The following is a 23768-nucleotide window of genomic DNA, read 5'->3' on the forward strand; positions in this document are numbered from 1 at the left end:
GTTAGCCCCCCGTGACTGGCGGGAAAAACGCCACTTCATCGCCCGCCGTCAGCGGATGGTCAAAACTTACCAGCGTCTGGTTGACCGCCGCCAACAGCTTACCGTCTTCCAGCGCCAGCGCCCAACGATCGCTCTTTGTCGCCAGATGCTGTCGCAGCGACTCAACGGTGGAAAAATCTGCTAGAAGATCCAGCGCATCAGTTCCTGTAAGCTCGCGAACCAGGGCGAAGAAAAGCACCTTAATCATGCGCATCCACCTTAAAATCCCCCGATTTGCCGCCGCTTTTCGCCAGCAGGCGCACCGGACCAATTACCATATCTTTTTGTACCGCTTTGCACATGTCGTAGATGGTTAACGCCGCGACGGACGCCGCGGTTAACGCTTCCATTTCGACGCCGGTTTTACCGGTCAGACGGCACAGAGACTCAATACGCACGCGGTTATACTCCGGCTCGGCCTGAAGCTGAATCTCCACTTTACTTAGCAGTAGCGGGTGGCACAGCGGGATCAGCTCCCAGGTGCGTTTGGCGGCCTGAATACCGGCAATTCGGGCGGTGGCGAAAACATCGCCCTTGTGGTGTTTGCCATCAACAATCATCGCCAGCGTTTCACTACGCATGGTAACGAATGCTTCCGCACGCGCTTCACGAACGGTTTCCGCTTTCGCGGAAACGTCCACCATGTGCGCTTCGCCTGCGGCGTTTATATGGGTTAATTGCGACATCGTTATTTCTTTAAATGAGGGTGAAAATTACATGGGCGTGTACGGGCATCCAGCTGCGGCGCAATGATATTCTCCCATGCGGTTCTGCACGCTTTTGTGGAGCCCGGCATGGCGAAAATCAAGGTGTTATTCGCCACGCCAGCTACCGCGCGCGACTGCAGAGTTGCGGTGCCGATCTCTTCAAACGAGAGCATGCGAAACACTTCGCCAAATCCTTCCACTTCACGATCGAACAGCGGCAACAGCGCTTCCGGCGCCTGATCGCCTTCGGTCAAACCGGTCCCGCCAGTTATCAATACGACCTGCACCTCATCACTGGCGATCCAGGCGGAAACCTGGGCGCGAATCGCGTAACGGTTCTCTTTAACGATGGCTTTCGCCACCACTTCATGCCCGGCCTCCTGCGCCGAATCACGCAGATAATGACCGGAGGTGTCGTCTTCTTCGCCGCGTCGGCTGGAAACAGTAAGAATAGCGATGCGGGTCGGGATAAATTCAGCGCTGACCTGACTCATCTGAAATCTCCTTATTAAGGATTAACCGCCAATGTAAGATAAATTTTGCGTAATACCAGTATTGCTCTGGTGAAGGAAATGGGTCTGCTTTTTCTCCCGCAACGCGTCGGAAATACGTTTCTCAAGCGCGTATTGCTGCGCGTCATCCTGTAACAGGTCGCGTAAACTCACGCCGCCGTCGCCAAACAGACATAAATGCAGCTTACCGACGGACGAAACACGCAGGCGGTTACAGGTGGCGCAGAAATCTTTTTCATACGGCATAATGAGGCCGATCTCACCGGCGTAATCGGGATGACAAAAAACCTGCGCCGGGCCATCGCTGCGCTGGCGGAGCTGGTGGATCCAACCGCGCTTAATCAGCTCGTCGCGTAATACCTGACCCGAAATATGATGTTTGCGGAAGAGATCGCTCCCCTCGCCCGTCTCCATAAGTTCAATGAAGCGTAGCTGAATGGGGCGAGGCTGAATCCAGGCAAGGAAGGTATCCAACTGATGGTGATTCACGTCGCGCATCAGCACGGTGTTGACTTTCACCTTTTCGAAACCGGCGTCAAAGGCGGCATCGATGCCCGCCATCACCTGGCGGAATTTGTCCTGACCGGTAATCGCATGGAACTGACGCGCATCCAGACTATCCACGCTAACATTGACGCCCGTCAGCCCCGCTTCGCGCCAGTTCGCGGCATCGCGCGCCAGTCGATAACCGTTAGTGGTCACCGCGATCTGGCGAATAGCATCATTTTCACCCACGGCGGCAATGATGTCGGTAAAATCGCGGCGTAATGAAGGCTCGCCGCCGGTAAGACGCACCTTCTCCGTGCCAAGACTGGCAAAAGCGCGCGTAACGCGACGAATTTCATCGACGGTAAGGAAACCGTTGTTAGTGACGCCGCCAGGTTTGTAGCCATCCGGCAGACAGTAGGTGCAACGAAAGTTACACACATCGGTAATCGACAAACGCAAGTAGTAAAACTTACGCGCGAAAGCATCGGTAAGTTGTGAAGCCATGTACACCTTTCCAAATACGGGAGGCGGAGTCATTTCTTCCTGCGCCCTGGTGGCAAACGTTAAACGTTGTCACGGCCAAAGCACCGTATCAAAAATGACCCAGGTGCAGAGGCTAGAGTGTTTACTGTGGTTACGCCGATACTAGCGTGTAAATGACAATTTCGCCATCACGCTTTCGCTATATAAACATATGCATAGCGATATGATCGTGCTATTTAGCGACAGAATACGTGAAAATCACACTTTTACATTGATATATATCATTTAGCCGTGGTAACGCCCTCGCTATAAAGGGGTAGTCGGGAATAATTAATTGTCTTTTAGCCGGTCGGCTAATTGCTGAAAACCCGCGACTTGCGCTACTGTAGCGCTGCTTATTTGACTTCAGGAATTTTTATGCGCAATCGTACGCTGGCTGACCTTGATCGTGTCGTTGCCCTCGGCGGAGGGCATGGATTAGGACGCGTCCTCTCCTCGCTTTCTTCATTAGGTTCGCGCCTGACCGGCATTGTGACTACCACAGATAACGGGGGGTCAACTGGCCGTATTCGCCGCTCGGAAGGCGGGATCGCCTGGGGCGATATGCGCAACTGTCTGAATCAGTTAATTACCGAACCTAGCGTCGCGTCCGCTATGTTTGAGTATCGTTTTGGCGGTAATGGCGAACTTTCTGGTCATAACCTCGGAAATTTGATGTTAAAGGCGTTAGATCACCTGAGCGTGCGGCCTCTGGAAGCGATTAATTTAATTCGTAATCTGCTTAAAGTGGACGCGCAGCTGATCCCGATGTCGGAGCTACCGGTAGATCTGATGGCGATTGACGAACAGGGGCATGAGATTTACGGCGAGGTGAATATCGATCAGTTAGCGACGCCGCCGCAGGAGATCATGTTAACGCCGAACGTTCCGGCGACGCGGGAAGCGGTACAGGCCATTAATGACGCGGATCTGATTCTGATTGGCCCTGGCAGTTTTTATACTAGCCTGATGCCTTGCCTGCTGCTGGATGAACTGGCGCAGGCGCTGCGGCGCACCCCAGCGCCAATGGTGTATATCGGCAATCTGGGTCGCGAACTGAGTCTGCCCGCCGCCAGTTTAACGCTGGTCGATAAGCTGGCAATGATGGAGCAATATATTGGCAAAAAAGTCATTGACGCAGTAGTGGTTGGGCCGCGAGTTGACGTCAGTGCGGTGAACGATCGGCTGGTGATTCAGGAAGTGCTGGAGGCCAGCGATATCCCCTATCGCCACGATCGTCAGTTATTACATAATGCGCTGGAAAAAGCGCTACAGGCGTTGGGTTAAGCCCGTTTACCGACGACGCTGCGCTTATCAGAAGCCTGTTTACACCGAAGGGTAAACAGGCTCTCTCCCTCTTCTGATAAACTGCGTTCAGCTATCGCCAGTAGGCGCTCATGAGCGAGCTCACCTCTTTTTTCAGCAATATATTCTCCATGATCTCAGTAAAGAGGGTCTGATTGATCTCTTCCATTATCCGCATTCCAGCCATGCGCTCTGCGTCAGGATCACCTGCTATTCCTAACGCTTCCAGTTCAGCATTGACCCGGCTCTGATACTCATCCGTTTCAATACACTCAGCCCTTTTGGCCATCATTTCACGCCACTCTTCTGGCGCTATACGCTCCAGCACTTTATGCCACGGCCCCCACAGCGCAAACCATTTGTGAAAATCCCTATTTTCAGCAATTTTTATCCTTATTTCCGCCTCGTCCAGGTCAGACTCAGTGATACCCGAAACGTTATAAAATCGCATATCCTGGGTCATTGTTGTCAGCGACAGCGACTCTCGTAACTGATTCTGAAAACCCAGAAATACTTCGACTTCGTCAATAAAAAACAGCCGTTTTACCTTTTCTCTGGCGAGCGATTCTATTTGCTCCAGCCGAAAGATTTCACGCCCCGCCATAATCAGTTCCGCTAAGTGGCTATCAAAGGCGCCTCTTTCAGCATCATGAACCAACGTCGCTTCCTGCATTTGGTGGTATGCCAGTGTGACCCGATCTTCACAGCTTATCGTTGCACCCATCGCTATAATAAATGCGGTTTCTCTTAGTGCGCTATCTTCAGCCAGGCGCATTAGCCAGGCGGAGACTTGTTCCTTAAAATCCGGGTGTCGGGTGTTCTGCGTATCGCTAAGACGATCCAGAAACATGCTGAAGGCTGCCGCGTTTACTTCCGTCTCAAACGCCCGCCATTGGTTGACGTCTTCCTCCTCGAGATTGGTTAGCCACCCCTGGACAGCTTGATGCAGTGGTCGAGTTACCCGAACAATTGAAAAGTCGCCCATGGCAAACAATACCCGGGGTCCCTGATAATCTACAGAGGACATTAGCCGCTGCATATTCTGTATTGTTCGTTCTGAAAAAGGATTATATTCTACGATTATTCTTGTAGGTTGAGGTCCTTCACCACGAAAATGGGGTAACGACTCCGGGAGACGGACCAGGTTATTGCGAGAGGCCTGCATTATTTGTAATGCCGCCGGGAGGTTTTCCGGTAGATTAGTCAATGCGTTACGGGAAACATCCAGCGTTGTTATCGTGGGAGGTAGTGTTTCAGGCAGAACCGTAATCTGATTTTTACTTACATCCAGGACCTGTAATTCTGGTGGTAACGATGCGGGCAGACTGGTTAAGGCATTTTCGCCGGCCTCCAGAGTCTTCAGGCCCGGCGGCAATGTTTCAGGCAAAGCGGTTAACGAATTACTCTGCACATTCAAATGGGTAATCCCTGACGGAAGATGTGCTGGCAGTGTCCTTATGCTGTTATCATAAACGCTCAGGTACCGAAGTTCCTCAGGTAGATTTTCAGGTAAGCAACTAATTTTATTATGGAAAAGATCCAGCGATTGAAGCGCTGAAGGCAAACGTTCCGGCAATTCAGTAATACGGTTAATGCTCAGCTCCATTTCCTGTATGGTATCCGGTAACGTGGCAGGGATACTGGTTAGCTGATTACTGTTGGCATACAGGGTCTTTATATTTCCCTGTAAATTTTCCGGCAAACTTTTCAGTTCATTGTTATCGAGTATCAGAGTAGTTATCTGCTCAGGAATATAGGCAGGTATAGTGGTAAGTCCTAATATTTTCAGACGAAGTTCCGTCTTATTATTTTTCAGGCAGTCACGCATCCGTTGTACGGCTTCTTCACGATTTGCTGCCTCTTTCGCTGGCGCCTCTTTTACCCACTCAGACCAGATTAACTCATAATTCACAGCATCTTTGGATGCCGGAAGCGCTACTCGCCTGCTCGCTTTCTGTCACACGGGTATAGGTGACTGACTTTCCCCCTCCCTCAACGGTATAGCCCTCTGTATTAAAAACTATAGACAGAATTTCCTGACTATTTTCACTCAAAATACAGTATTGGTCTGCCCCTCCTCTACTATACTGAATATTATCCGCATACGCCGGGAAAGCTAACATCCTTAAACATTCAAACTTGCTTTTGATCTCTTCTGGCGAGGCGGTTTCAGGTGGATGACAAAGATAAGCGATGCAGCTTTGTGCTTCAACCTGATGTTCTGAAGAGAAAAAGGCACTTATTTTATTCCATATCTCTTCTTTTAAAGGCACCTCTGTTGAGGCCTCATTGCTAATACTTTGATGCCTTGCCGTAGATTGTATATTAGTAATATTAAACATATTTTCCCTACCTGATCTGAACGTAACCTAAAGTAACAGATAAGGATATTCTCAACTTTAAATAAGAGGTCACAGTCGTCATTATTTCGGACAAATCATTCAGTATTTGCAGCGCTTGACTTATAAATGCTCGCGCTTCCATCACCTCTTTTTTAAGTAGAATGATGTAATCTGCTGCCATGACACGCTTTCAACGAACTCACATAAGATTAAAATGACGATCATGAGGATAGCTATACCGATAATACGGGGCGTTTTTTTTCATAGCCGAGGAGAGAGGGAAAATTAGCGTTGGGTTCAGCCTCAACGCTAATTTTCTTCAGTTGTGATTAAACTAGCTACCCCATTGATGTTTTGAGTTTTTCGACAATCTCGTTAGTCAAAGCCTGTCACTGTTTTTCATTCCTGACTGACTTAGCCCTTACTATTGAACTGAAATTCTCAAAAGCGAGCCATGGTAACGATGACTCGCTGGCGATCGACACATTGTCAGGACGCCGCGATAAACAACTCGCGTAACTGGTGCAACTGGTCGCGAATTTGCGCGGCTTCTTCAAACTCCAGATTTTGCGCGTGCTGCATCATTTGCCCTTCCAGTTCATGAATTTTCTGCTGCAACGCTTTCGGCGTCATATCCAGTTCGACAATTCCGGCTTTTGCCGTAGAACTGCCCTTGCCTTTCCCCTTCGCTTTGGTTTTCGCAATGTTCTGCCCCAGCGCCAGGATGTCGACCACTTTTTTGTTCAGCCCCTGCGGAGTGATACCGTGCTCTTCGTTGTACTTCTGCTGCTTCTCGCGACGTCGCTCGGTTTCGCCAATCGCCTTCGCCATCGACGGCGTGATTTTATCGCCATACAGAATCGCTTTACCGTTAACGTTACGCGCCGCGCGCCCTATGGTCTGAATCAGGGAGCGCTCGGAGCGCAGGAAGCCCTCTTTATCGGCGTCCAGAATCGCCACCAGCGAGACTTCCGGCATATCCAGCCCTTCGCGCAGCAGGTTAATCCCCACCAGAACGTCAAACTCGCCCAGACGCAAATCGCGGATGATTTCCATGCGCTCCACGGTATCAATATCTGAGTGCAGGTAACGCACGCGCTCGCCGTGCTCTTCCAGATATTCGGTCAAATCTTCCGCCATCCGTTTGGTAAGCGTAGTGACAAGGACACGCTCATTAATGGCCGCACGCTGACGAATTTCGGACAGCAGATCGTCCACCTGGGTCGCCACCGGACGCACTTCAATAATCGGGTCCAGCAGCCCGGTCGGTCGCACGACCTGATCCACCACCTCATCACCAGATTTTTCCAGCTCATAGTTGCCGGGCGTGGCGGAAACATAGATAGTTTGCGGCGCTAAGGCTTCAAACTCCTCAAACTTCAGCGGACGGTTATCCAGCGCCGAAGGCAGACGGAAGCCATACTCGACCAGCGTCTCTTTGCGCGCCCGGTCGCCGCGGTACATGCCGCCTATCTGCGGGATGGTGACATGAGACTCATCCACCACCAGCAGTCCGTCGGCGGGCAGATAATCGAACAAGGTTGGCGGCGGTTCGCCCGGCCCGCGGCCCGACAGAAAGCGGGAATAGTTTTCAATGCCTGAGCAGTAGCCCAGCTCGTTCATCATCTCTAAATCGAACTGCGTGCGCTGGCTTAATCGCTGCTCTTCAAGCAGCTTATTATTCGCCAGCAAGACCTTACGCCTGTCCGCCAGCTCATCTTTTATCTCTTCCATCGCCTGCAGAATACGCTCGCGCGGCGTCACGTAGTGCGTTTTGGGATAGATAGTATAACGTGGCACCGTTGACTCTACCTGCCCGGTTAACGGGTCGAACAGCGACAGGCGTTCCACTTCTTCATCAAACAGCTCAACGCGTAGCGCGATGTCGTCAGATTCAGCCGGGAAGATGTCGATCACTTCGCCGCGCACGCGAAAGGTACCACGCTGAAAAGCTTGATCGTTACGGGTGTATTGCAATTCCGCCAGCCGACGCAAAATCGCGCGCTGGTCAATCAGCATTCCCACCGTCAGATGCAGCATCATTTTCAGGTAGAGATCCGGATCGCCCAGACCGTAAATCGCGGACACGGAAGCCACCACCACGACATCGCGTCGCTCAAGCAACGCTTTCGTTGCCGACAACCGCATTTGCTCAATATGTTCGTTTACCGAAGCGTCTTTTTCGATAAACGTATCCGAACTTGGCACATACGCTTCCGGCTGATAGTAGTCATAGTAGGAGACGAAATACTCCACCGCGTTTTCCGGGAAAAACTCTTTCATTTCGCCGTAGAGCTGCGCCGCCAGGGTTTTATTGGGCGCAAGCACCATCGTTGGCCGCTGCAAGTCCGCAATGACGTTGGCAATGGTGAATGTCTTCCCGGAGCCGGTCACGCCCAATAACGTCTGATGCGCCAGCCCGTCCTCCAGCCCCTCTTCCAGACGACGTATAGCGTCCGGCTGATCGCCAGAAGGTTTAAAAGCGGAATTCAGTTTGAACGGTTTACTCATGAGCGGCTACCTGAAGGAGTGAGCGGGCAGGGATGTAATTTTACTCTCGACGGTGAATATTGCCAATAAAAAATACTGGATGAAAAAACAGTAACACTCCAGTGTATAATGGCTATCGGTAGATACCCCACGCTATTTAGAGGTAAAACATAGACAGTCGCGGGGTAAAATTCCAGCAGTGTGCTGGTTATCCCCAGACCAGAGTCTTTTTTAACATTTGTCAAGTCGGATGATGAAAGTTTTATGTCAACGTATCCTCCTTCCTTTACAACAATTGATTTTATATAACTTGCTGTCTGAAAAGGGATATTTTCTCAAGCCGTCTTTCGCGCCAATTTAGTCGCAGGCCGCGTCGCCTCTCGCTTACGTTGTGTTTTCTAACTCTAATACACAAGGTTATCCACAGGAATAGTGGATAACTGCTTCCAGCCCGTATCCCCTGCCGCCTGGCAAAATCAGCCCCTGACGTTTTCGCCGGGCGATAAAAAAAAATTATCGCTATTTTTGGCAGATTATTGGCTAACGAGAAGGCAAAAATTGAGGCGTAGACGCTCACATTTTGCACATTTTTAGCATGGCGACGTCAGGAGGGTCTGGCGAAAGAACAGCAGGATCGTCTGATCCTGCAAGAAGGCGGTTTTTAAGCGCGGTCAGGCGCGTTCCAGGGGGCTAAGGTCCAGATACTGTCCTGTCGCCGCCTGCGATGGAGAAACGCCCAGCCACGGGATTTCCCCTAACAGCGGGGCCGGTATGACGCGGCGAAGCGTCGCGAGATATTCACCATGACGCGCGCCTGGCGGCTGCATGTCGTTGGCTATCCATCCGACAAGCGGTAATCCGGCCTGTTCTACCGCCAGCGCCGTCAGCATGGCGTGATTAATACAGCCCAGCTTGACGCCAACAACCAGAATCACCGGCAGCTGCTCCGTCTGTACCCAGTCGGCAAACGTCAGCGTGGCAGAGAGCGGTGTAAACCAGCCGCCCGCCCCTTCTGTCAACACCCAGTCTGCCTGCGCCTCCAGCGTTCGTAATCCGCGTGATAACACCGCCGCGTCTATCGCCCGGCCTTCGTCGGCGCTAGCGATGTGGGGAGAAGTAGGCTCGGCAAAAGTATAAGGATTGATAGCGGAATAAGGTTGCGGCAGGCTGCTGTTACGCTGCAAGGCCAGGGCATCGCTATTGCGTAGCCCGTCGGTTGTCATTTCGCTGCCGGAAGCGACGGGCTTATAGCCTACGGTTTGATAACCTAACTGCGTTGCGGCCTGCAATAAGGCGCAACTGGCGACCGTTTTACCGACTTCAGTATCAGTACCGGTCACAAAATAGCGTTTAGTCACGTTCAATCACTCCCATAAAAAGGTGGTACGTCAGCGGATATTTCCCCTGCCGCTGCGGCCATGCCAGTTGAATCTGTCTAAGCCGGGCGCGGGTTAATACATCCGTCTCCCGCCCTTCATGAAGATGGGTGGCGCCAATGCCTTTGAGCGAACGCATCGCGCTCAGGGCATCCTCAAACCACAATGTCATCGCCTGAGTATGACGAGACGCCCGCCAGCCGCGTAGCGCGTGGTCAATGGCCTCTTCCGGCAAAAAGCTATTCGCGTGAGCGCGATTATCGACGGCCTGCCATGCCTGACGCAGCTCCGGCAACGACCCCTGGCACAAGGTGGTAAACGCCACCACGCCGCCGGGCCGTACAACCCGATACAACTCGCTCAACGCATCGCGTAAATCGCCGCACCACTGGACCGCCAGGTTGCTCCAGGCCAGGTCAAAAACGCCGGCGTCATGGGGAATCGCTTCGATATCCGCCAGCAAATAGTGATGCGCCGCCTGACGATCGCGAGCCTGTTGCAGCATCGGCAGCGAAAGATCCAGGGCGGTCACTTCGCTCCCCCGCTCTCGCCAGTAACGACTCATACGTCCGGGGCCGCAGCCTGCGTCCAACACACTGGCAAACTGGCGGCCTGTCAACAGCGTCAGCAGCGCATCCGCGCTGTGTTGCTGTAAAGAGGCGTGCTGTTCGTATTGCGATGCGGCCCGGCCAAACGCCGCCGCAATAGCCTGCTTATTCACCTGCGCCATGCAGCACCTCCAGCAGACGGTCTATATCGCACGCTTCATGCGCCTGCGTTAACGTTAAGCGCAGGCGCGCCGTACCGACAGGCACCGTCGGCGGACGAATCGCCGTCGCCCAGCATCCTTGTTGACGCAGCGCCTCCGCCAGGCGCAATGCACGGCTGTTATCGCCCACGATTAACGGCTGGATGGCGCTATGGGCATTCAGTAGCGTAAATCGGGACGCGTTAACGCCGGCCCGAAAGCGCTGAACCAGAGCGGCGAGTTTTTCGCGCCGTTCACGACCTTCATCGCTACGGATCACCGCCAGCGAGGCGCTTAACGCCTGCGCCTGGGCGGGCGGCATACTGGTGCTGTAAACCAGATGACGGGCGAATTGCAGCAGATAATCTGCGACGCTTTCCGAGCAGAGCACCGCTGCGCCGCTGACGCCAAACCCCTTACCGAAAGTCACCACCAGCAACTCAGGCTTCACCCCCCGCTGCCAGCAGGTGCCCCGCCCCTCATCGCCAGTCACGCCGATGCCGTGCGCATCATCAACCAACAGCCAGGCATGATGCCTGCGGGCAATGTGCTGGATTTCCGCCAGCGGCGCGCTGTCGCCGTCCATGCTGTATACACCTTCTGTCACCACCAGTTGCTGACCCACGCAGGGCGATTGCAGTAAACGCGACAGATGCTGCGTATCGTTATGGATAAAGCGGCGAAGCTGCGCCGGACTCAGATTAGCGGCTTCCAGCAGGGAAGCATGACTCAACCTGTCGGCCACAATCCGGTCATTTTTTTTCATTAAGGCGGTAATGACCGCCTGATTCGCCGCAAAGCCAGAGATAAACAGCAGCGCGCGTGGATATCCTAACCATTGCGCCAGTTCCTCCTCTAACGCCTGGTGCGCCACGGAATAACCGCTGATATGACCCGACCCGCCGCTGCCGACGCCAAAACGCGTCGCTGCCTGTTGCCAGGCGCGAATAATCTGCGGATGTTGACTTAAGCCGAGGTAATCATTGCTGGAAAAGTTAAGATACTGTCGCCCGTTCGCTACCAGCCAGCGTCCGGCGCCCTGCGACACCACATAGCGGCGGCGCAACGTATCCGTCGCCCGACGCGCCGTCAGCGCATCGTCGACGCGTTGTTGCCAACTCATAAGGCTGCCGCGTTGTAATAATCATCGGTGTCAGGCGTCATCAGCGTCTGCTCCAGACGTTGCTGCTGCTCGTTATCGCCCGCCAGCACCCTGGTCTGCTGCGGATTCAGTCCCAGCTTACGGAATAACTGCAGATCCTTGTCCTCTGCCGGATTTGGCGTAGTTAACAATTTGCAGCCATAGAAAATCGAGTTCGCCCCGGCCATAAAGCACATCGCCTGGGTCTGCTCGTTCATCTGTTCACGCCCTGCGGAAAGACGCACGTATGAGGTCGGCATCATGATGCGCGCCACGGCGATAGTACGAATAAAATCAAACGCATCCACGTCATCGTTATCCGCAAGCGGTGTGCCTTTCACCTTCACCAGCATGTTGATTGGCACGCTTTCCGGCGGCGTCGGCAGGTTCGCCAACTGCAACAACAGTCCGGCGCGATCGGTAACCGTTTCGCCCAGACCCACAATGCCGCCGGAGCACACTTTAATCCCTGCTTCACGGACTTTTTCCAGCGTGTCGAGGCGCTCCTGATAGGTACGGGTAGTGATGATATTGCCGTAAAACTCCGGCGAGGTATCGAGGTTGTGGTTGTAGTAATCCAGCCCGGCGTTAGCCAGACGCTGCGCCTGGCTCTCGTTCAACATGCCGAGCGTCATACAGGTTTCCAGCCCCATCGCTTTGACGCCCTGTACAATCTGCTCCAGATAAGGCATATCGCGTTCATGCGGATTCTTCCAGGCCGCTCCCATACAGAAGCGGGTCGAACCGGCGTTTTTCGCTTTACGGGCGGAGTCCAGTACCTGCTCTACCTCCATTAAACGCTCGGCTTCCAACCCGGTTTTATAGCGCGAGCTCTGCGGGCAGTATTTACAATCCTCCGGGCAGGCGCCGGTTTTGATCGACAGCAGCGTACTAACCTGTACCTGCTGCGGATCGAAATGCTGGCGATGAATTTGCTGCGCTTCAAACAGCAATTCCAGCAGTGGTTTTTCAAATAATTCGGTTACTTGCGACAGTGTCCAGCGTGGGTGGCGAGCCATCGGGCTTCTCCAAAATATGTTGTTTGTTTTTGATATGGTGTAGACTCGTAAACCTAAATCTTTTTAATTTGGTTTACAAGTCGATTATGACAACGGACGATCTGGCCTTCGATAAACGCCATATTTGGCATCCTTACACTTCCATGACCTCGCCGCTGCCGGTATATCCCGTTGAGCGGGCCGAAGGCTGCGAGCTGGTTCTCGCCTCGGGCGAACGCCTGATTGAGGGGATGTCCTCCTGGTGGGCGGCCATTCATGGTTATAACCACCCGCAATTGAATGCGGCGATGAAAGCGCAAATTGACGCCATGTCGCATGTCATGTTCGGCGGCATAACCCATACACCTGCGGTGAATCTGTGCCGTAAGCTGGTCGCGATAACGCCTGAGCCGCTGGAGTGTGTCTTTCTGGCCGACTCTGGTTCGGTGTCGGTAGAAGTGGCCATGAAGATGGCGCTGCAATACTGGCAGGCGCGCGGCGAATCGCGTCAGCGTTTTCTGACGTTTCGCCACGGTTATCATGGCGACACGTTCGGCGCGATGTCGGTGTGCGATCCGGATAACTCCATGCACAGCTTGTGGAAAGGCTATCTGCCGGAAAACCTGTTCGCGCCGGCGCCGCAAAGCCGGATGGATGGCGAATGGGATGAAAGCGACATCGCGCCATTTGCCCGCCTGATGGCCGCGCATCGCCATGAAATAGCCGCCGTGATTCTGGAACCTATCGTTCAGGGCGCGGGCGGGATGCGCATATATCATCCACAATGGCTCAGGCGTATTCGTAACATGTGCGATCGCGAAGGCATTCTGCTGATTGCCGATGAAATAGCCACCGGGTTTGGCCGTACCGGCAAACTGTTCGCCTGCGAGCACGCCGGGATCGCGCCGGATATTCTGTGTCTCGGCAAAGCCTTAACCGGCGGCACCATGACCCTCTCGGCAACGCTCACGACACGCCAGGTTGCAGAGACTATTAGCAACGGCGAGGCGGGGTGTTTTATGCATGGCCCGACGTTTATGGGGAATCCGCTGGCCTGCGCCGTCGCTTGCGCCAGCCTGACGCTGCTGGAAAGCGGCGAATGGCGTCAGCAGGTGGCGTCTATCGAGTCTCAGTTACGCGCTGAGTTAGCCCCCGCGCAAAGTTCGCCCTGGGTGGCGGATGTGCGGGTGTTGGGCGCGATTGGGGTGGTTGAAACCACGCACACGGTCAATATGGCGGCGCTTCAACGCTTCTTCGTCGGGCAAGGCGTCTGGATCAGGCCGTTCGGCAAGCTAATCTACCTGATGCCGCCCTACATTATTCGTCCGGATCAACTGCGCCGTTTGACCCAGGCGGTCAATGACGCGGTACACAATGAAACATTTTTTAGCCATTAATCAGCGGTAAGCGATGCTGCTTCTGGCTACACTTCTGGTGAGTCAAAAGGAGAGCGCATGAAACTTATCAGCAACGATTTGCGCGATGGAGATAAACTTCCTCATCGCCACGTTTTTAACGGTATGGGCTATGATGGCGATAATATTTCGCCGCATCTGGCCTGGGACGACGTGCCGATGGGCACCAAAAGTTTTGTCGTGACCTGTTACGATCCCGACGCGCCGACCGGCTCCGGCTGGTGGCACTGGGTGGTGGTGAACCTCCCGGCGGATACGCGCGTACTGACCCAGGGGTTCGGCTCAGGCCTGGTGGCCGTACCAGACGGCGTCATTCAGACGCGTACCGATTTCGGTAAAGCGGGCTACGGCGGCGCGGCGCCGCCTAAAGGGGAAACGCACCGCTATATCTTTACGGTTCACGCGCTGGACGTCGAGCGTCTTGACGTTGATGAAGACGCCAGCGGCGCGATGGTCGGCTTTAATGTGCATTTCCATTCGCTCGCCAGCGCCTCGATCACGGCGATGTTCAGTTAAACGCTGTGCCGGATGGCGGCGTAAACGTCTTACCCTGCCAACGGGTTGGGTAAGCCGAATACGCGCCGCGCCATCCGGCAGCATTCACATAAAGTCCGGCACCAGACGCTGTAACGCGCCTTGCGCCAGCAGCGCCGTCGCACACTCAATATCGGGCGCGAAAAAACGATCCTGCGTATAGTGCGCCACCTGCTCGCGCAGTGTCTGCCGCGCCTGTTCCAGTAACGGGCTGGAGGTTAACCCTTCCCGTAAATCTATCCCCTGACAGGCCGCCAGCCACTCCACGGCAATGATGCCGCGGGTATTCGCCGCCATTTCCCAGAGTCGCCGCCCTGCCGCCGGGGCCATTGAGACATGATCTTCCTGATTCGCCGAGGTCGGCAGGCTATCCACGCTGTGCGGGTGCGCCAGCGCTTTATTCTCGCTGGCGAGCGCCGCGGCGGTGACCTGGGCAATCATAAAACCGGAATTAACGCCGCCATTTTTCACCAGGAACGGCGGTAACTGCGACATATGTTTATCCATCATCAGCGCGATGCGCCGCTCCGATAGCGCGCCGATTTCCGCTATCGCCAGCGCCAGATTATCCGCCGCCATGGCAACCGGTTCAGCATGGAAGTTACCGCCGGAGATCACCTCCCCCGCATCGGCAAAGACCAGCGGATTATCGGATACCGCGTTGGCCTCAGCCAGCAGTACCTCTTTCGTCTGACGTAACTGGGTCAGACAAGCGCCCATTACCTGCGGCTGGCAGCGAAGGGAATACGGGTCCTGAACTTTATGACAGTGGTGATGTGATTCAGCAATGGCACTGGTATCGGTCAGCAGGTGCCGGAACAACCGCGCGACGTCAATTTGCCCCTGTTGTCCGCGCGCGGCATGAATGCGCGCATCAAAAGGACGGCGCGATCCCAGTACGGCTTCGGTAGTCAGCGCGCCGCAGACAACGGCGGAGGCAAATAACTCCTGTGCCTCAAACAAACCGCGCAGCGCGAAGGCCGTTGATGCCTGGGTGCCATTAAGCAGCGCCAGCCCCTCTTTGGCCGCCAGCGCGACAGGCTCCAGTCCGGCCTTTTTTAGCGCCGTCTGCGCCGGAAGCCATTCGCCCTGCCAGCGCGCTTTTCCTTCGCCAAGCAGCGTCAGCGACAGATGCGCCAGCGGCGCTAAGTCGCCCGACGCGCCAACCGAGCCTTTTGCCGGAATCAGCGGATACACGCCGGCATTCACCAGAGCGATGAGCGCTTCTATCACGCTCAACCGAATTCCGGAAAACCCGCGCGCCAGGCTATTGATTTTCAATACCATGATCAGACGCACCATCGCGTCATCCAGTGGGTCGCCTACGCCCGCGGCGTGAGACAGCACCAACGATCGCTGTAGATTTTGCAAGTCTTCATCAGCGATGCGCGTCTGCGCCAGCAGGCCGAAACCGGTGTTGATGCCGTAGGCGGTACGCCCTTCGGCAACGATATCATTGACGCACGCGACGCTGGCGTTAATGCCGTCAATGGCGCTGGCGTCCAGCCGAAGCTGTACCGGATGACGCCAGACATCGTACAGTTGAGAGAGGCTTAACTGCCCCGGAGTGAGTGTCATGGTGTTCATATCAGCCTTTCCCCTGCGTCGCCGCAACCATCGGTAAATTCAGACCTTGCTCAACAGCGCATTCCACCGCGAGATCATATCCGGCATCGGCATGGCGCATGACGCCCGTCGCCGGATCGTTGTGTAACACGCGGCGAATACGCGCGGCGGCCTCGTCAGTGCCATCACAGACAATCACCATACCGGCGTGTTGCGAAAACCCCATTCCCACCCCGCCGCCATGATGGAGCGATACCCATGTCGCCCCGCTGGCGGTATTCAGCAACGCATTTAACAGCGGCCAGTCGGAAACCGCGTCGGAACCGTCGCGCATCGCTTCGGTTTCACGGTTAGGGCTGGCGACAGAGCCGGAATCCAGGTGATCGCGGCCAATCACAATGGGCGCGGATACCTCGCCGCAACGCACCATTTCGTTGAACGCCAGCCCCAGTTTTTGCCGCCACTCCAGGCCTACCCAGCAGATACGCGCCGGTAACCCCTGAAAATGAATGCGCTCGCGCGCCATATCCAGCCAGTGATGCAGATGTTTATCCTCAGCCACTATCTCTTTGACTTTGGCATCGGTTTTATAGATATCCTGCGGATCGCCGGACAGCGCCACCCAGCGAAACGGCCCGATACCACGACAGAACAGCGGACGAATATAGGCTGGCACAAATCCCGGAAAATCAAAGGCGTTTTCCACCCCCATCTCTTTCGCCATCTGACGAATATTGTTGCCATAGTCAAAGGTCGGCACGCCCATTTTACTGAACGCCAGCATCGCCCGAACATGCGCCGCCATGGAACGTTTTGCTGCCTGCATCGTCCCGTGGGGATCGGATTGCGCGTTTTTCTGATACTCCTCCCAGCGCCAGCCGGAGGGTAAATAGCCATGTAGCGGATCGTGGGCGCTGGTCTGATCGGTCACCAGGTCCGGGCGCACGCCGCGATTAACCAGTTCCGGCAGGATATCCGCCGCGTTCGCGCACAGGGCGACGGACACGGCTTTCCCCTCGCGGGTGTAGCGCGTAATGCGGGCCAGCGCGTCATCCAGCGTGGCGGCCTGCTCATCCACGTAACGAGTACGCAGACGAAAATCGATACGGCTTTGCTGGCATTCAATCGTCAGCGAACACGCTCCGGCCAGCGTCGCGGCTAGCGGTTGCGCGCCGCCCATGCCGCCCAGTCCGGCGGTCAGCACCCAGCGTCCCGCCAGCGTGCCGTTATAGTGCTGACACCCCGCCTCGACAAAGGTTTCGTATGTTCCCTGCACGATTCCCTGACTGCCGATATAGATCCAGCTTCCGGCCGTCATTTGACCGTACATCGCCAGCCCTTTCGCATCCAGTTCGTTAAAGTGTTCCCATGTCGCCCAGTGGGGAACCAGGTTGGAGTTGGCGATTAATACCCGCGGCGCGTTGTCGTGCGTTTTAAATACGCCGACCGGTTTGCCAGACTGAATAAGCAACGTTTCGTCCGCCTCCAGCCGGGTGAGCGCATCAACAATAGCGTCATAGCATTCCCAGTTGCGCGCGGCGCGACCAATCCCGCCGTAGACCACCAACTCATGCGGATTTTCCGCCACGTCAGGATCGAGATTATTCATTAACATCCGCAGCGGGGCTTCTGTCAGCCAGCTTTTCGCCGTTAATACCGTGCCTCGGGGCGCGCGGATAGTCTGCTGACGATACTTGCTTTCAGGCATAGCAATGACTCCTCATTATTATCGGTCTGCCATCGCCAAATAACGCTAAAACGCCACTATCAGGCACCGCCGCAGACCCACAGATAAGAATCAGACATATACTTGTCTATACAAGTAAGCACAAGAATAGAATTAACAAAAATGATACAATTTTGTTATATTGTGTCAGCAATCACGTTTTCCGGCAGCGGCCCGCTCAGGAGATAAATCGTCCCTGTAGCCGATAGCGCGACCCGGGGAAAAGTAAGCGGGCGTGAGAAACAATCCGCGACGCGGACCAGGTTGTACGACGAATGAGCAGACAAGGCTCATGCTCTTTGATAGTTAACCACGCGCACTCTTGCGCCGTGGCGCGCACCGCCTCCACAATATGTTCCCCTTCCGTTAGCGGCACGATCCGCGACAAATAAGCGTGCGGCGTGGTCTGACGGTAATCCTGCGTCAGGTAATCCACGGCAATATCCGCATTCACGCAGCGATCTTCAATTTGTACCGGCAGATCGTTTTCATAATGCACCATGATGGAATGGAAAATGACATCGCTCTCATTGACGTTGAGAGCGCTGGCCTGGATGGCGTTTGCCCGCACGCGCTCCAGCGTGAGCACCTCACAACGATGCTGATGACGGCGGGCGGCAATCTCCTCGGCGATACTGCGGACTTCAAACAGCGCGGACTGGCCTTTCGGTTCGGCGACAAACGTCCCCACGCCCTGTAAACGCACCAGCCACCCTTCATCCGTCAGCTCACGCAGCGCCCGGTTGATGGTCATTCGGCTAAAGCCATACTGAGCGACCAGTTCAGCTTCCGACGGAATGCGATCGTGCGGCTGCCAGACGCCGCCGGCTATTTTTTTACAGATGTCCTGTTTCACCGTTTCGTAAAAAGGCGCAGGTGCAGAACGGGAGCGGGATGAATACATGCGTGAAGCCTTCCTTATGCGGAGAGTGTTTTCCGGATGACAGATTAACGCCACCAGTGCGCGATTTGCCAGCCAAGCCGCGCCGCCACGCGCGCCGCTGCGCCATCTTCATCAAAGCGTGGATTAAACTCAACCAGATCCGCCGCCTGTAATTTTCCGCTGCGGCAAACCGGCTCAATTAAACGCAGAACCTGTATCAGCGGCACGCCCAGCGCTGCGGGAGCGGAGACGGCCGGCATTTCCCAGACAGGCAATACGTCGAGATCGATAGTCAGATAAATTTTATCCACCTTGTCGATAAACTGCGTCATCTGCGCCAGCGCGTCATGGCAGTCAAGATCCTCCACCACGGTAACATTCCGCCACTGCGCTTCCCGCCACAACGCCTGCGTATTCGCCGCACGGCTCACGCCGAAACAGGCATAATGAAACGCGCGGCTCTGCGCGTCGCATAGCTGCGCCAGTTGACGAAACGGCGTCCCGGATGTTGCCCGGTCGGTCTGACGGAGATCCAGATGCGCATCAAGATTAATGATACCTACGCTTTCCTGCGCAAACGCGTCCAGCACCCCCGCGCCGTGTCCAAACGCGGTTTCATGCCCACCGCCCAGCACCAGCGTGCGCATCCCGGCCCGCGGACAGCGGCTTACCGCATCGCGCAAGGCCTGCTGCGCGCCTTCCAGATCGGGCGTAGGCGCAACCCAATTGCCTAAATCCACTAGCCGTTCATGTCCCTGGTGGCTGGCCATATTCGCCAGCGCTTTACGCAACGCATCCGGGGCGCCTGCCGCGCCGGGACGCCCTGCATTGCGTTTTACCCCCTCGTCGCAGGCAAATCCCATTAACGCGATCTTTTGCTGCCAGTTTTCGGGGGAAAAGGTCTCGCTGCGCGTGACGGTCTGAAACAGACGCCGCGCATCCGGCGCTTCTATACTGTCATCGCGCCCCTGCCAGAGCGCCGGAGAAGCCGGATACCATTGCGTCATGAGATTTGTCCTCTGTATACCCGCTGATATAAAGGATTACGCCCCGGCTCATACACAACCTCTACCGGCTGTTCAGCATCCCACACCACAAAATCCGCCCGGTAGTCGGCCCTGAGCTGCCCATGCGTCGCCTGTCTTCCCAGCGCACGAGCGGCATGGCGCGTAACGCCCGCCCATGCCTCTTCCGACGTCAGACCAAACTGTACGCAGGCCATATTCATCGCCAGATGCAAACTGCAAAACGGGCTGGTGCCGGGATTGAAATCGCTGGCGACGGCGACAGGCACCTGATAGCGGCGCAGCAGTTCCACCGGCGGGCGCTGCGTCTCGCGCAGAAAATAAAACGCGCCAGGCAACAACACGCCGACAGTACCGCCGTCACGCATCGCCGCGACGCCCGCTTCATCAAGATATTCGATATGATCCGCCGATAAACCCTGATAGCGACTCACCAGCTGCGCGCCGCCCAACAGCGAAAGCTGCTCAACATGGCCTTTAACGGGAATACCTAACGCCTTCGCCGTCTGCAATACGCGCTCACTCTGCGCCACATTAAAGCCGACGCTCTCGCAAAAGAGGTCTACCGCATCAAATAACCCTTTTTGCCAGAGCTGCGGAATCATCGTCTCGCAGACCAGAGTGATGTAGCCGTCCGGGTCGTCACGATACTCCGCTGGCGTAGCATGAGCGGCCAATAGCGTGGGGCTAATGTCGATAGCGTTTTCGGCGGCAAGTTTTGCAGCAACGCGCAACAGCTTTTCTTCTGTCGCCAGCTCCAGGCCATAGCCGGATTTAATCTCCAGCAGCGTAACGCCTTCGCTGGCAAGGCGCATCATGCGTTCGCGCGCCAGCAGGTAGAGCGTCTCCTCCGCACAGGCGCGGGTTGCTGATACCGTCGCGTTAATGCCGCCGCCCTGAGCGCTAATATGCTGGTATGACGCGCCGTTAAGCCGCTGCTCCCACTCTGCGGCGCGGTTACCGGCAAACACCAGATGCGTGTGGCAATCGATAAGTCCCGGGGTTACCAGTCGTCCCTGCATATCATGGATATTGTCCCCACTGACAGGAAGCTGCGTCTCTGGCACGATATCGCAAATATGCCCTTCGCGTACAATCAGCGCCTGGTTATCCACCAGCCCGTACGGGGCTTGCCGCTGCGGGTCCATTGTCGCCAGCCTGATGTTTCGCCAGACAGTATCGCCCGGTAAAAGTTGCCGCATTCCTGTCGCTCTCTTGCCTGTCATGAGTTGTATAGACATTTATTTTCTTTCTGCTCCGGATTGTCAACTCAAAGCGCGAAAGTTGTTGCTTAATTGTGATAAAACTATCTGATGCTACAGGTGTTTCCGGCCTGAAAAGGAACTTTTTACCTTTTCGCCTTCCCGTTTCGTTCAACTTAGTATAAAAAAGCAGGCTTCAATGGATGTCATTTAACTTTTTCAAGCCCGGAGCAACCTGTGAATACATTATCGGTTTCCCGTCTGGCGCTGGCACTGGCTTTTGGCGTGACGCTGAGCGCCTGTAGCTCTACGCCACCCGATCAGATCCCTTCCGATCAAACCGCGCCTGGCACCGCCTCGCGCCCAATTCTGTCGGCAAATGAAGCGAAAAACTTCGTTGCGGCGCGCTATTTTGCCTCCCTGACGCCGAATACCGCCCCGTGGTCGCCGTCGCCGATTACCCTGCCCGCACAGCCTGACTTTGTGGTGGGGCCGGCAGGTACGCCAGGCGTTACGCACACCTCGATTCAGGCCGCGGTCGATGCGGCAATGGTTAAACGCACGAACAAACGCCAGTACATTGCTATTATGCCGGGCGACTATCAGGGGACCGTGTATGTTCCCGCCGCGCCGGGAAGTCTGACCCTGTACGGGACCGGTGAAAAACCGATCGATGTGAAAATTGGGATGGCGATTGATGGTGAAATGAGCGTCGCTGACTGGCGCCGCGCGGTGAATCCCGGCGGGAAATATATGCCTGGTAAACCCGCCTGGTATATGTTCGATAACTGCCAAAGCAAACACGCCGCGACGATCGGTGTGATGTGTTCTGCCGCGTTCTGGTCGCAGAATAACGGTCTGCAGCTACAAAATCTGACCATCGAGAACACGCTAGGCGACAGCGTCGATGCCGGAAACCATCCGGCGGTGGCGTTGCGTACCGATGGCGACAAAGTCCAGATTAACAAGGTCAATATCCTTGGCCGCCAGAACACCTTCTTTGTGACCAACAGCGGCGTGCAGAACCGTCTGCAAACCGATCGCCAGCCGCGTACGCTGGTGACGAACAGCTATATTGAAGGCGATGTGGATATGGTTTCCGGACGCGGCGCCGTGGTGTTCTATAACACCAACTTCCAGGTCGTCAACTCCCGCACACAGCAGGAAGCCTACGTCTTCGCCCCGGCGACGCTGTCCAATATTTACTATGGCTTTTTGGCGATCAACAGCCGCTTTAACGCCTCCGGCGATGGCGTTGCGCAGCTTGGCCGCTCGCTGGATGTCGACGCCAACACCAACGGTCAGGTCGTGATCCGCGACAGCGTGATTAACGAGGGCTTCAACGTTGCCAAACCGTGGGCCGACGCGGTCATCTCGAAACGTCCGTTTGCTGGAAATACGGGGACCGTGGATGACAAAGACGAGGTGCAGCGTAATCTGAACGACACTAACTACAACCGCATGTGGGAATACAACAACCGCGGTGTAGGCAGTAAAGTAGTGGCGGAACCTAAGCAGTAATCACCGTTCCGGTTCAGGCTTATAAACGGGCCGCCGCAGCAGATGTGGCGGCCCGTGGTTTTACTGCAAGCAATGTTTATTGAAATTAATCAGGCATCCCGCCTTGATGAGTTCCAGCCCGCCTCCATCCGGCACACAGCGCTTTAGTACGCGTTCACCACAACCCACATTGGCCCCTGGCCGACGGCATAACGGCCTTTTTCCGTCAGCAACCCCTGAGTGCCCGTAATTTCATAGACCGCGATATGATGTGATTTTTGACCCGCAGCAATCAGGTATTTTCCGCTATTGTCGATATTAAAGCCGCGCGGTTGGGCTTCCGTCGGCTGGAAGCCTTCAACGCTCAGTACGCTGCCATCTTCGGAGACACTAAAGACGGTAATCAGACTGGCGGTGCGGTCACAGGCATACAGATGCCGTCCATCCGGCGTAATATGAATATCCGCCGCCCAGCGGGTATCGGAAAAATCGGCGGGCATCATATCCAGCGTTTGCACGCACTCTATCTCGCCATGCGGATTTTTAAGCTGCCAGACATCCACCGAACTGTTCAGTTCATTGACGCAATACGCATATTGTCGATTCGGGTGGAAGACCATATGACGCGAGCCTGCCCCTTCAACTGTATTTACTTCCGCCGGCTCCTGGGCCACCAGATGGCCGTCATCGCTTAGCGTAAACAGACAAATGCGATCCTGTTTTAGCGCAGGCACCCACAGGGTACGGTTATCAGGCGTAATATTTGCCGAGTGGCAGCCGTCCAGCCCCTCCACCACATCCACCAACTCAACCGGCAGGCCATCCTGTAAGCGCGTCACGCTGACATTACCGGCGTTATACGATCCGACAAAGACAAAACGACCATGATGATCGGTAGAAATATGGGTCGGGCTACCCGGCAGGGCGGATTCGGCGGCAAACGTCAGCGCGCCATCATCCGGCGCAATACGATACGCCAGGACACGAAACTCCGGGCGCACGCCGACATAGAGGTAGCGTTTATCCGGACTGACCACCATCGGCTGAACCTGACCGGGCACATCCACGACCTGCACCAGCGTCAGAGTCCCTTCGTGGTTCAGGCTCCAGACGTGAATTTGCTGACTCTCAGGGCTGGCGGTATAGACTGTTTGTTTCATGAATACTCCTTTGCATATGGCATGTAGCTGCAATAACAGGACACAGCTTAACGTAGTCGCTTTTGACGGCGAATGCTGAATTCAGACG

Annotated in this window: 20 protein-coding genes, 1 pseudogene and 1 riboswitch; of the genes and pseudogenes, 4 read left to right on the forward strand and 17 right to left on the reverse strand. The window is 55.2% G+C overall.

Features of this window, described 5'->3' with window-relative positions; translation table 11 throughout:
- Position 1 precedes the first annotated feature (1 nt).
- From moaD to moaA, 4 genes are all read right to left on the reverse strand, one after another.
- A complete protein-coding gene (moaD, locus tag ACQ29O_RS14780) occupies positions 2–247 on the reverse strand; it encodes a molybdopterin synthase sulfur carrier subunit (protein WP_020937061.1) in 246 nt (81 codons plus the stop codon).
- Complete coding sequence (moaC, locus tag ACQ29O_RS14785; RefSeq protein ID WP_000080897.1) at positions 240–725, reverse strand: cyclic pyranopterin monophosphate synthase MoaC; 486 nt, start codon at positions 723–725, stop codon at positions 240–242. Before moaC ends, moaD begins: the two co-directional genes overlap by 8 nt.
- A 2-nt stretch (positions 726–727) precedes the next feature.
- The gene (gene moaB, locus ACQ29O_RS14790) at positions 728–1240 is read right to left on the reverse strand and encodes a molybdenum cofactor biosynthesis protein B (protein WP_000084604.1); all 513 of its coding nucleotides are present in this window, start codon (positions 1238–1240) and stop codon (positions 728–730) included.
- A 21-nt stretch (positions 1241–1261) separates the two neighbouring features.
- A complete protein-coding gene (gene moaA, locus ACQ29O_RS14795) occupies positions 1262–2251 on the reverse strand; it encodes a GTP 3',8-cyclase MoaA (RefSeq protein WP_000168181.1) in 990 nt (329 codons plus the stop codon).
- A riboswitch (molybdenum cofactor riboswitch) is annotated at positions 2239–2383 on the reverse strand. (Overlaps the previous gene by 13 nt.)
- Positions 2384–2647: 264 nt before the next feature.
- Between moaA and yvcK the strand changes: the two genes are divergently transcribed.
- The gene (gene yvcK, locus ACQ29O_RS14800; protein ID WP_001246038.1) at positions 2648–3556 is read left to right on the forward strand and encodes a uridine diphosphate-N-acetylglucosamine-binding protein YvcK; all 909 of its coding nucleotides are present in this window, start codon (positions 2648–2650) and stop codon (positions 3554–3556) included.
- Between the two features lie 91 nt (positions 3557–3647).
- On the opposite strand, the pseudogene slrP reads toward yvcK, so the two are convergent.
- From slrP to bioB, 7 genes and pseudogenes are all read right to left on the reverse strand, one after another.
- Positions 3648–5916 (reverse strand): annotated as a pseudogene (slrP, locus tag ACQ29O_RS14805) (SPI-1 type III secretion system effector E3 ubiquitin transferase SlrP).
- A 7-nt stretch (positions 5917–5923) separates the two neighbouring features.
- On the reverse strand, positions 5924–6097 hold the full coding sequence (locus ACQ29O_RS14810) for a hypothetical protein (protein WP_031606444.1): 174 nt from the start codon (positions 6095–6097) through the stop codon (positions 5924–5926).
- 308 nt (positions 6098–6405) lie between these two features.
- On the reverse strand, positions 6406–8427 hold the full coding sequence (gene uvrB, locus ACQ29O_RS14815) for an excinuclease ABC subunit UvrB (RefSeq protein ID WP_000042504.1): 2022 nt from the start codon (positions 8425–8427) through the stop codon (positions 6406–6408).
- Positions 8428–9077: 650 nt separating this feature from the next.
- Positions 9078–9764 carry a dethiobiotin synthase gene (gene bioD, locus ACQ29O_RS14820; protein ID WP_000167219.1) on the reverse strand — a complete coding sequence of 229 codons (687 nt, stop codon included), beginning with the start codon at positions 9762–9764 and terminating at the stop codon, positions 9078–9080.
- A complete protein-coding gene (gene bioC, locus ACQ29O_RS14825; RefSeq protein ID WP_000079917.1) occupies positions 9757–10512 on the reverse strand; it encodes a malonyl-ACP O-methyltransferase BioC in 756 nt (251 codons plus the stop codon). Before bioC ends, bioD begins: the two co-directional genes overlap by 8 nt.
- Complete coding sequence (gene bioF / locus ACQ29O_RS14830) at positions 10496–11653, reverse strand: 8-amino-7-oxononanoate synthase (RefSeq protein ID WP_000118943.1); 1158 nt, start codon at positions 11651–11653, stop codon at positions 10496–10498. The genes bioC and bioF overlap by 17 nt, the downstream gene beginning before the upstream one ends.
- Positions 11650–12690: a biotin synthase BioB gene (gene bioB, locus ACQ29O_RS14835; protein WP_000090727.1), complete on the reverse strand. Its 1041-nt coding sequence runs from the start codon at positions 12688–12690 to the stop codon at positions 11650–11652. The genes bioF and bioB overlap by 4 nt, the downstream gene beginning before the upstream one ends.
- Before the next feature lie 86 nt (positions 12691–12776).
- On the opposite strand from bioB, the gene bioA reads away from it, so the two are divergent.
- Entirely contained in the window at positions 12777–14066 is a 1290-nt protein-coding gene (gene bioA / locus ACQ29O_RS14840) for an adenosylmethionine--8-amino-7-oxononanoate transaminase (protein ID WP_000205515.1), read from the forward strand.
- Positions 14067–14123: 57 nt separating this feature from the next.
- The gene (locus ACQ29O_RS14845) at positions 14124–14600 is read left to right on the forward strand and encodes a kinase inhibitor (RefSeq protein ID WP_000767403.1); all 477 of its coding nucleotides are present in this window, start codon (positions 14124–14126) and stop codon (positions 14598–14600) included.
- 84 nt (positions 14601–14684) lie between these two features.
- Here the strand turns inward: ACQ29O_RS14845 and hutH are convergent, their stop codons facing one another.
- The 5 genes from hutH to hutI form a co-directional block, all read right to left on the reverse strand.
- Positions 14685–16205 (reverse strand): histidine ammonia-lyase, encoded by a 1521-nt coding sequence (gene hutH, locus ACQ29O_RS14850; RefSeq protein WP_001095241.1) that lies wholly within the window; start codon positions 16203–16205, stop codon positions 14685–14687.
- A gap of 1 nt (position 16206) precedes the next feature.
- Complete coding sequence (hutU, locus tag ACQ29O_RS14855) at positions 16207–17892, reverse strand: urocanate hydratase (protein WP_001115195.1); 1686 nt, start codon at positions 17890–17892, stop codon at positions 16207–16209.
- A gap of 196 nt (positions 17893–18088) precedes the next feature.
- Positions 18089–18814, reverse strand: coding sequence for a histidine utilization repressor (locus ACQ29O_RS14860; protein WP_000287415.1), 726 nt, complete (start codon positions 18812–18814; stop codon positions 18089–18091).
- Positions 18815–18858: 44 nt separating this feature from the next.
- On the reverse strand, positions 18859–19800 hold the full coding sequence (hutG, locus tag ACQ29O_RS14865) for a formimidoylglutamase (protein WP_000195686.1): 942 nt from the start codon (positions 19798–19800) through the stop codon (positions 18859–18861).
- On the reverse strand, positions 19797–21020 hold the full coding sequence (gene hutI, locus ACQ29O_RS14870; protein WP_001249485.1) for an imidazolonepropionase: 1224 nt from the start codon (positions 21018–21020) through the stop codon (positions 19797–19799). The genes hutG and hutI overlap by 4 nt, the downstream gene beginning before the upstream one ends.
- 237 nt (positions 21021–21257) lie before the next feature.
- Between hutI and ACQ29O_RS14875 the strand changes: the two genes are divergently transcribed.
- Complete coding sequence (locus tag ACQ29O_RS14875) at positions 21258–22541, forward strand: putative acyl-CoA thioester hydrolase (protein ID WP_253336224.1); 1284 nt, start codon at positions 21258–21260, stop codon at positions 22539–22541.
- 143 nt (positions 22542–22684) lie between these two features.
- Here the strand turns inward: ACQ29O_RS14875 and pgl are convergent, their stop codons facing one another.
- Complete coding sequence (gene pgl / locus ACQ29O_RS14880) at positions 22685–23680, reverse strand: 6-phosphogluconolactonase (protein ID WP_000815472.1); 996 nt, start codon at positions 23678–23680, stop codon at positions 22685–22687.
- Positions 23681–23768 lie beyond the last annotated feature (88 nt).

Origin of the sequence: Salmonella sp. GDC200615 (genome assembly GCF_050574145.1) — a bacterium.
Classification (GTDB): domain Bacteria; phylum Pseudomonadota; class Gammaproteobacteria; order Enterobacterales; family Enterobacteriaceae; genus Salmonella; species Salmonella enterica.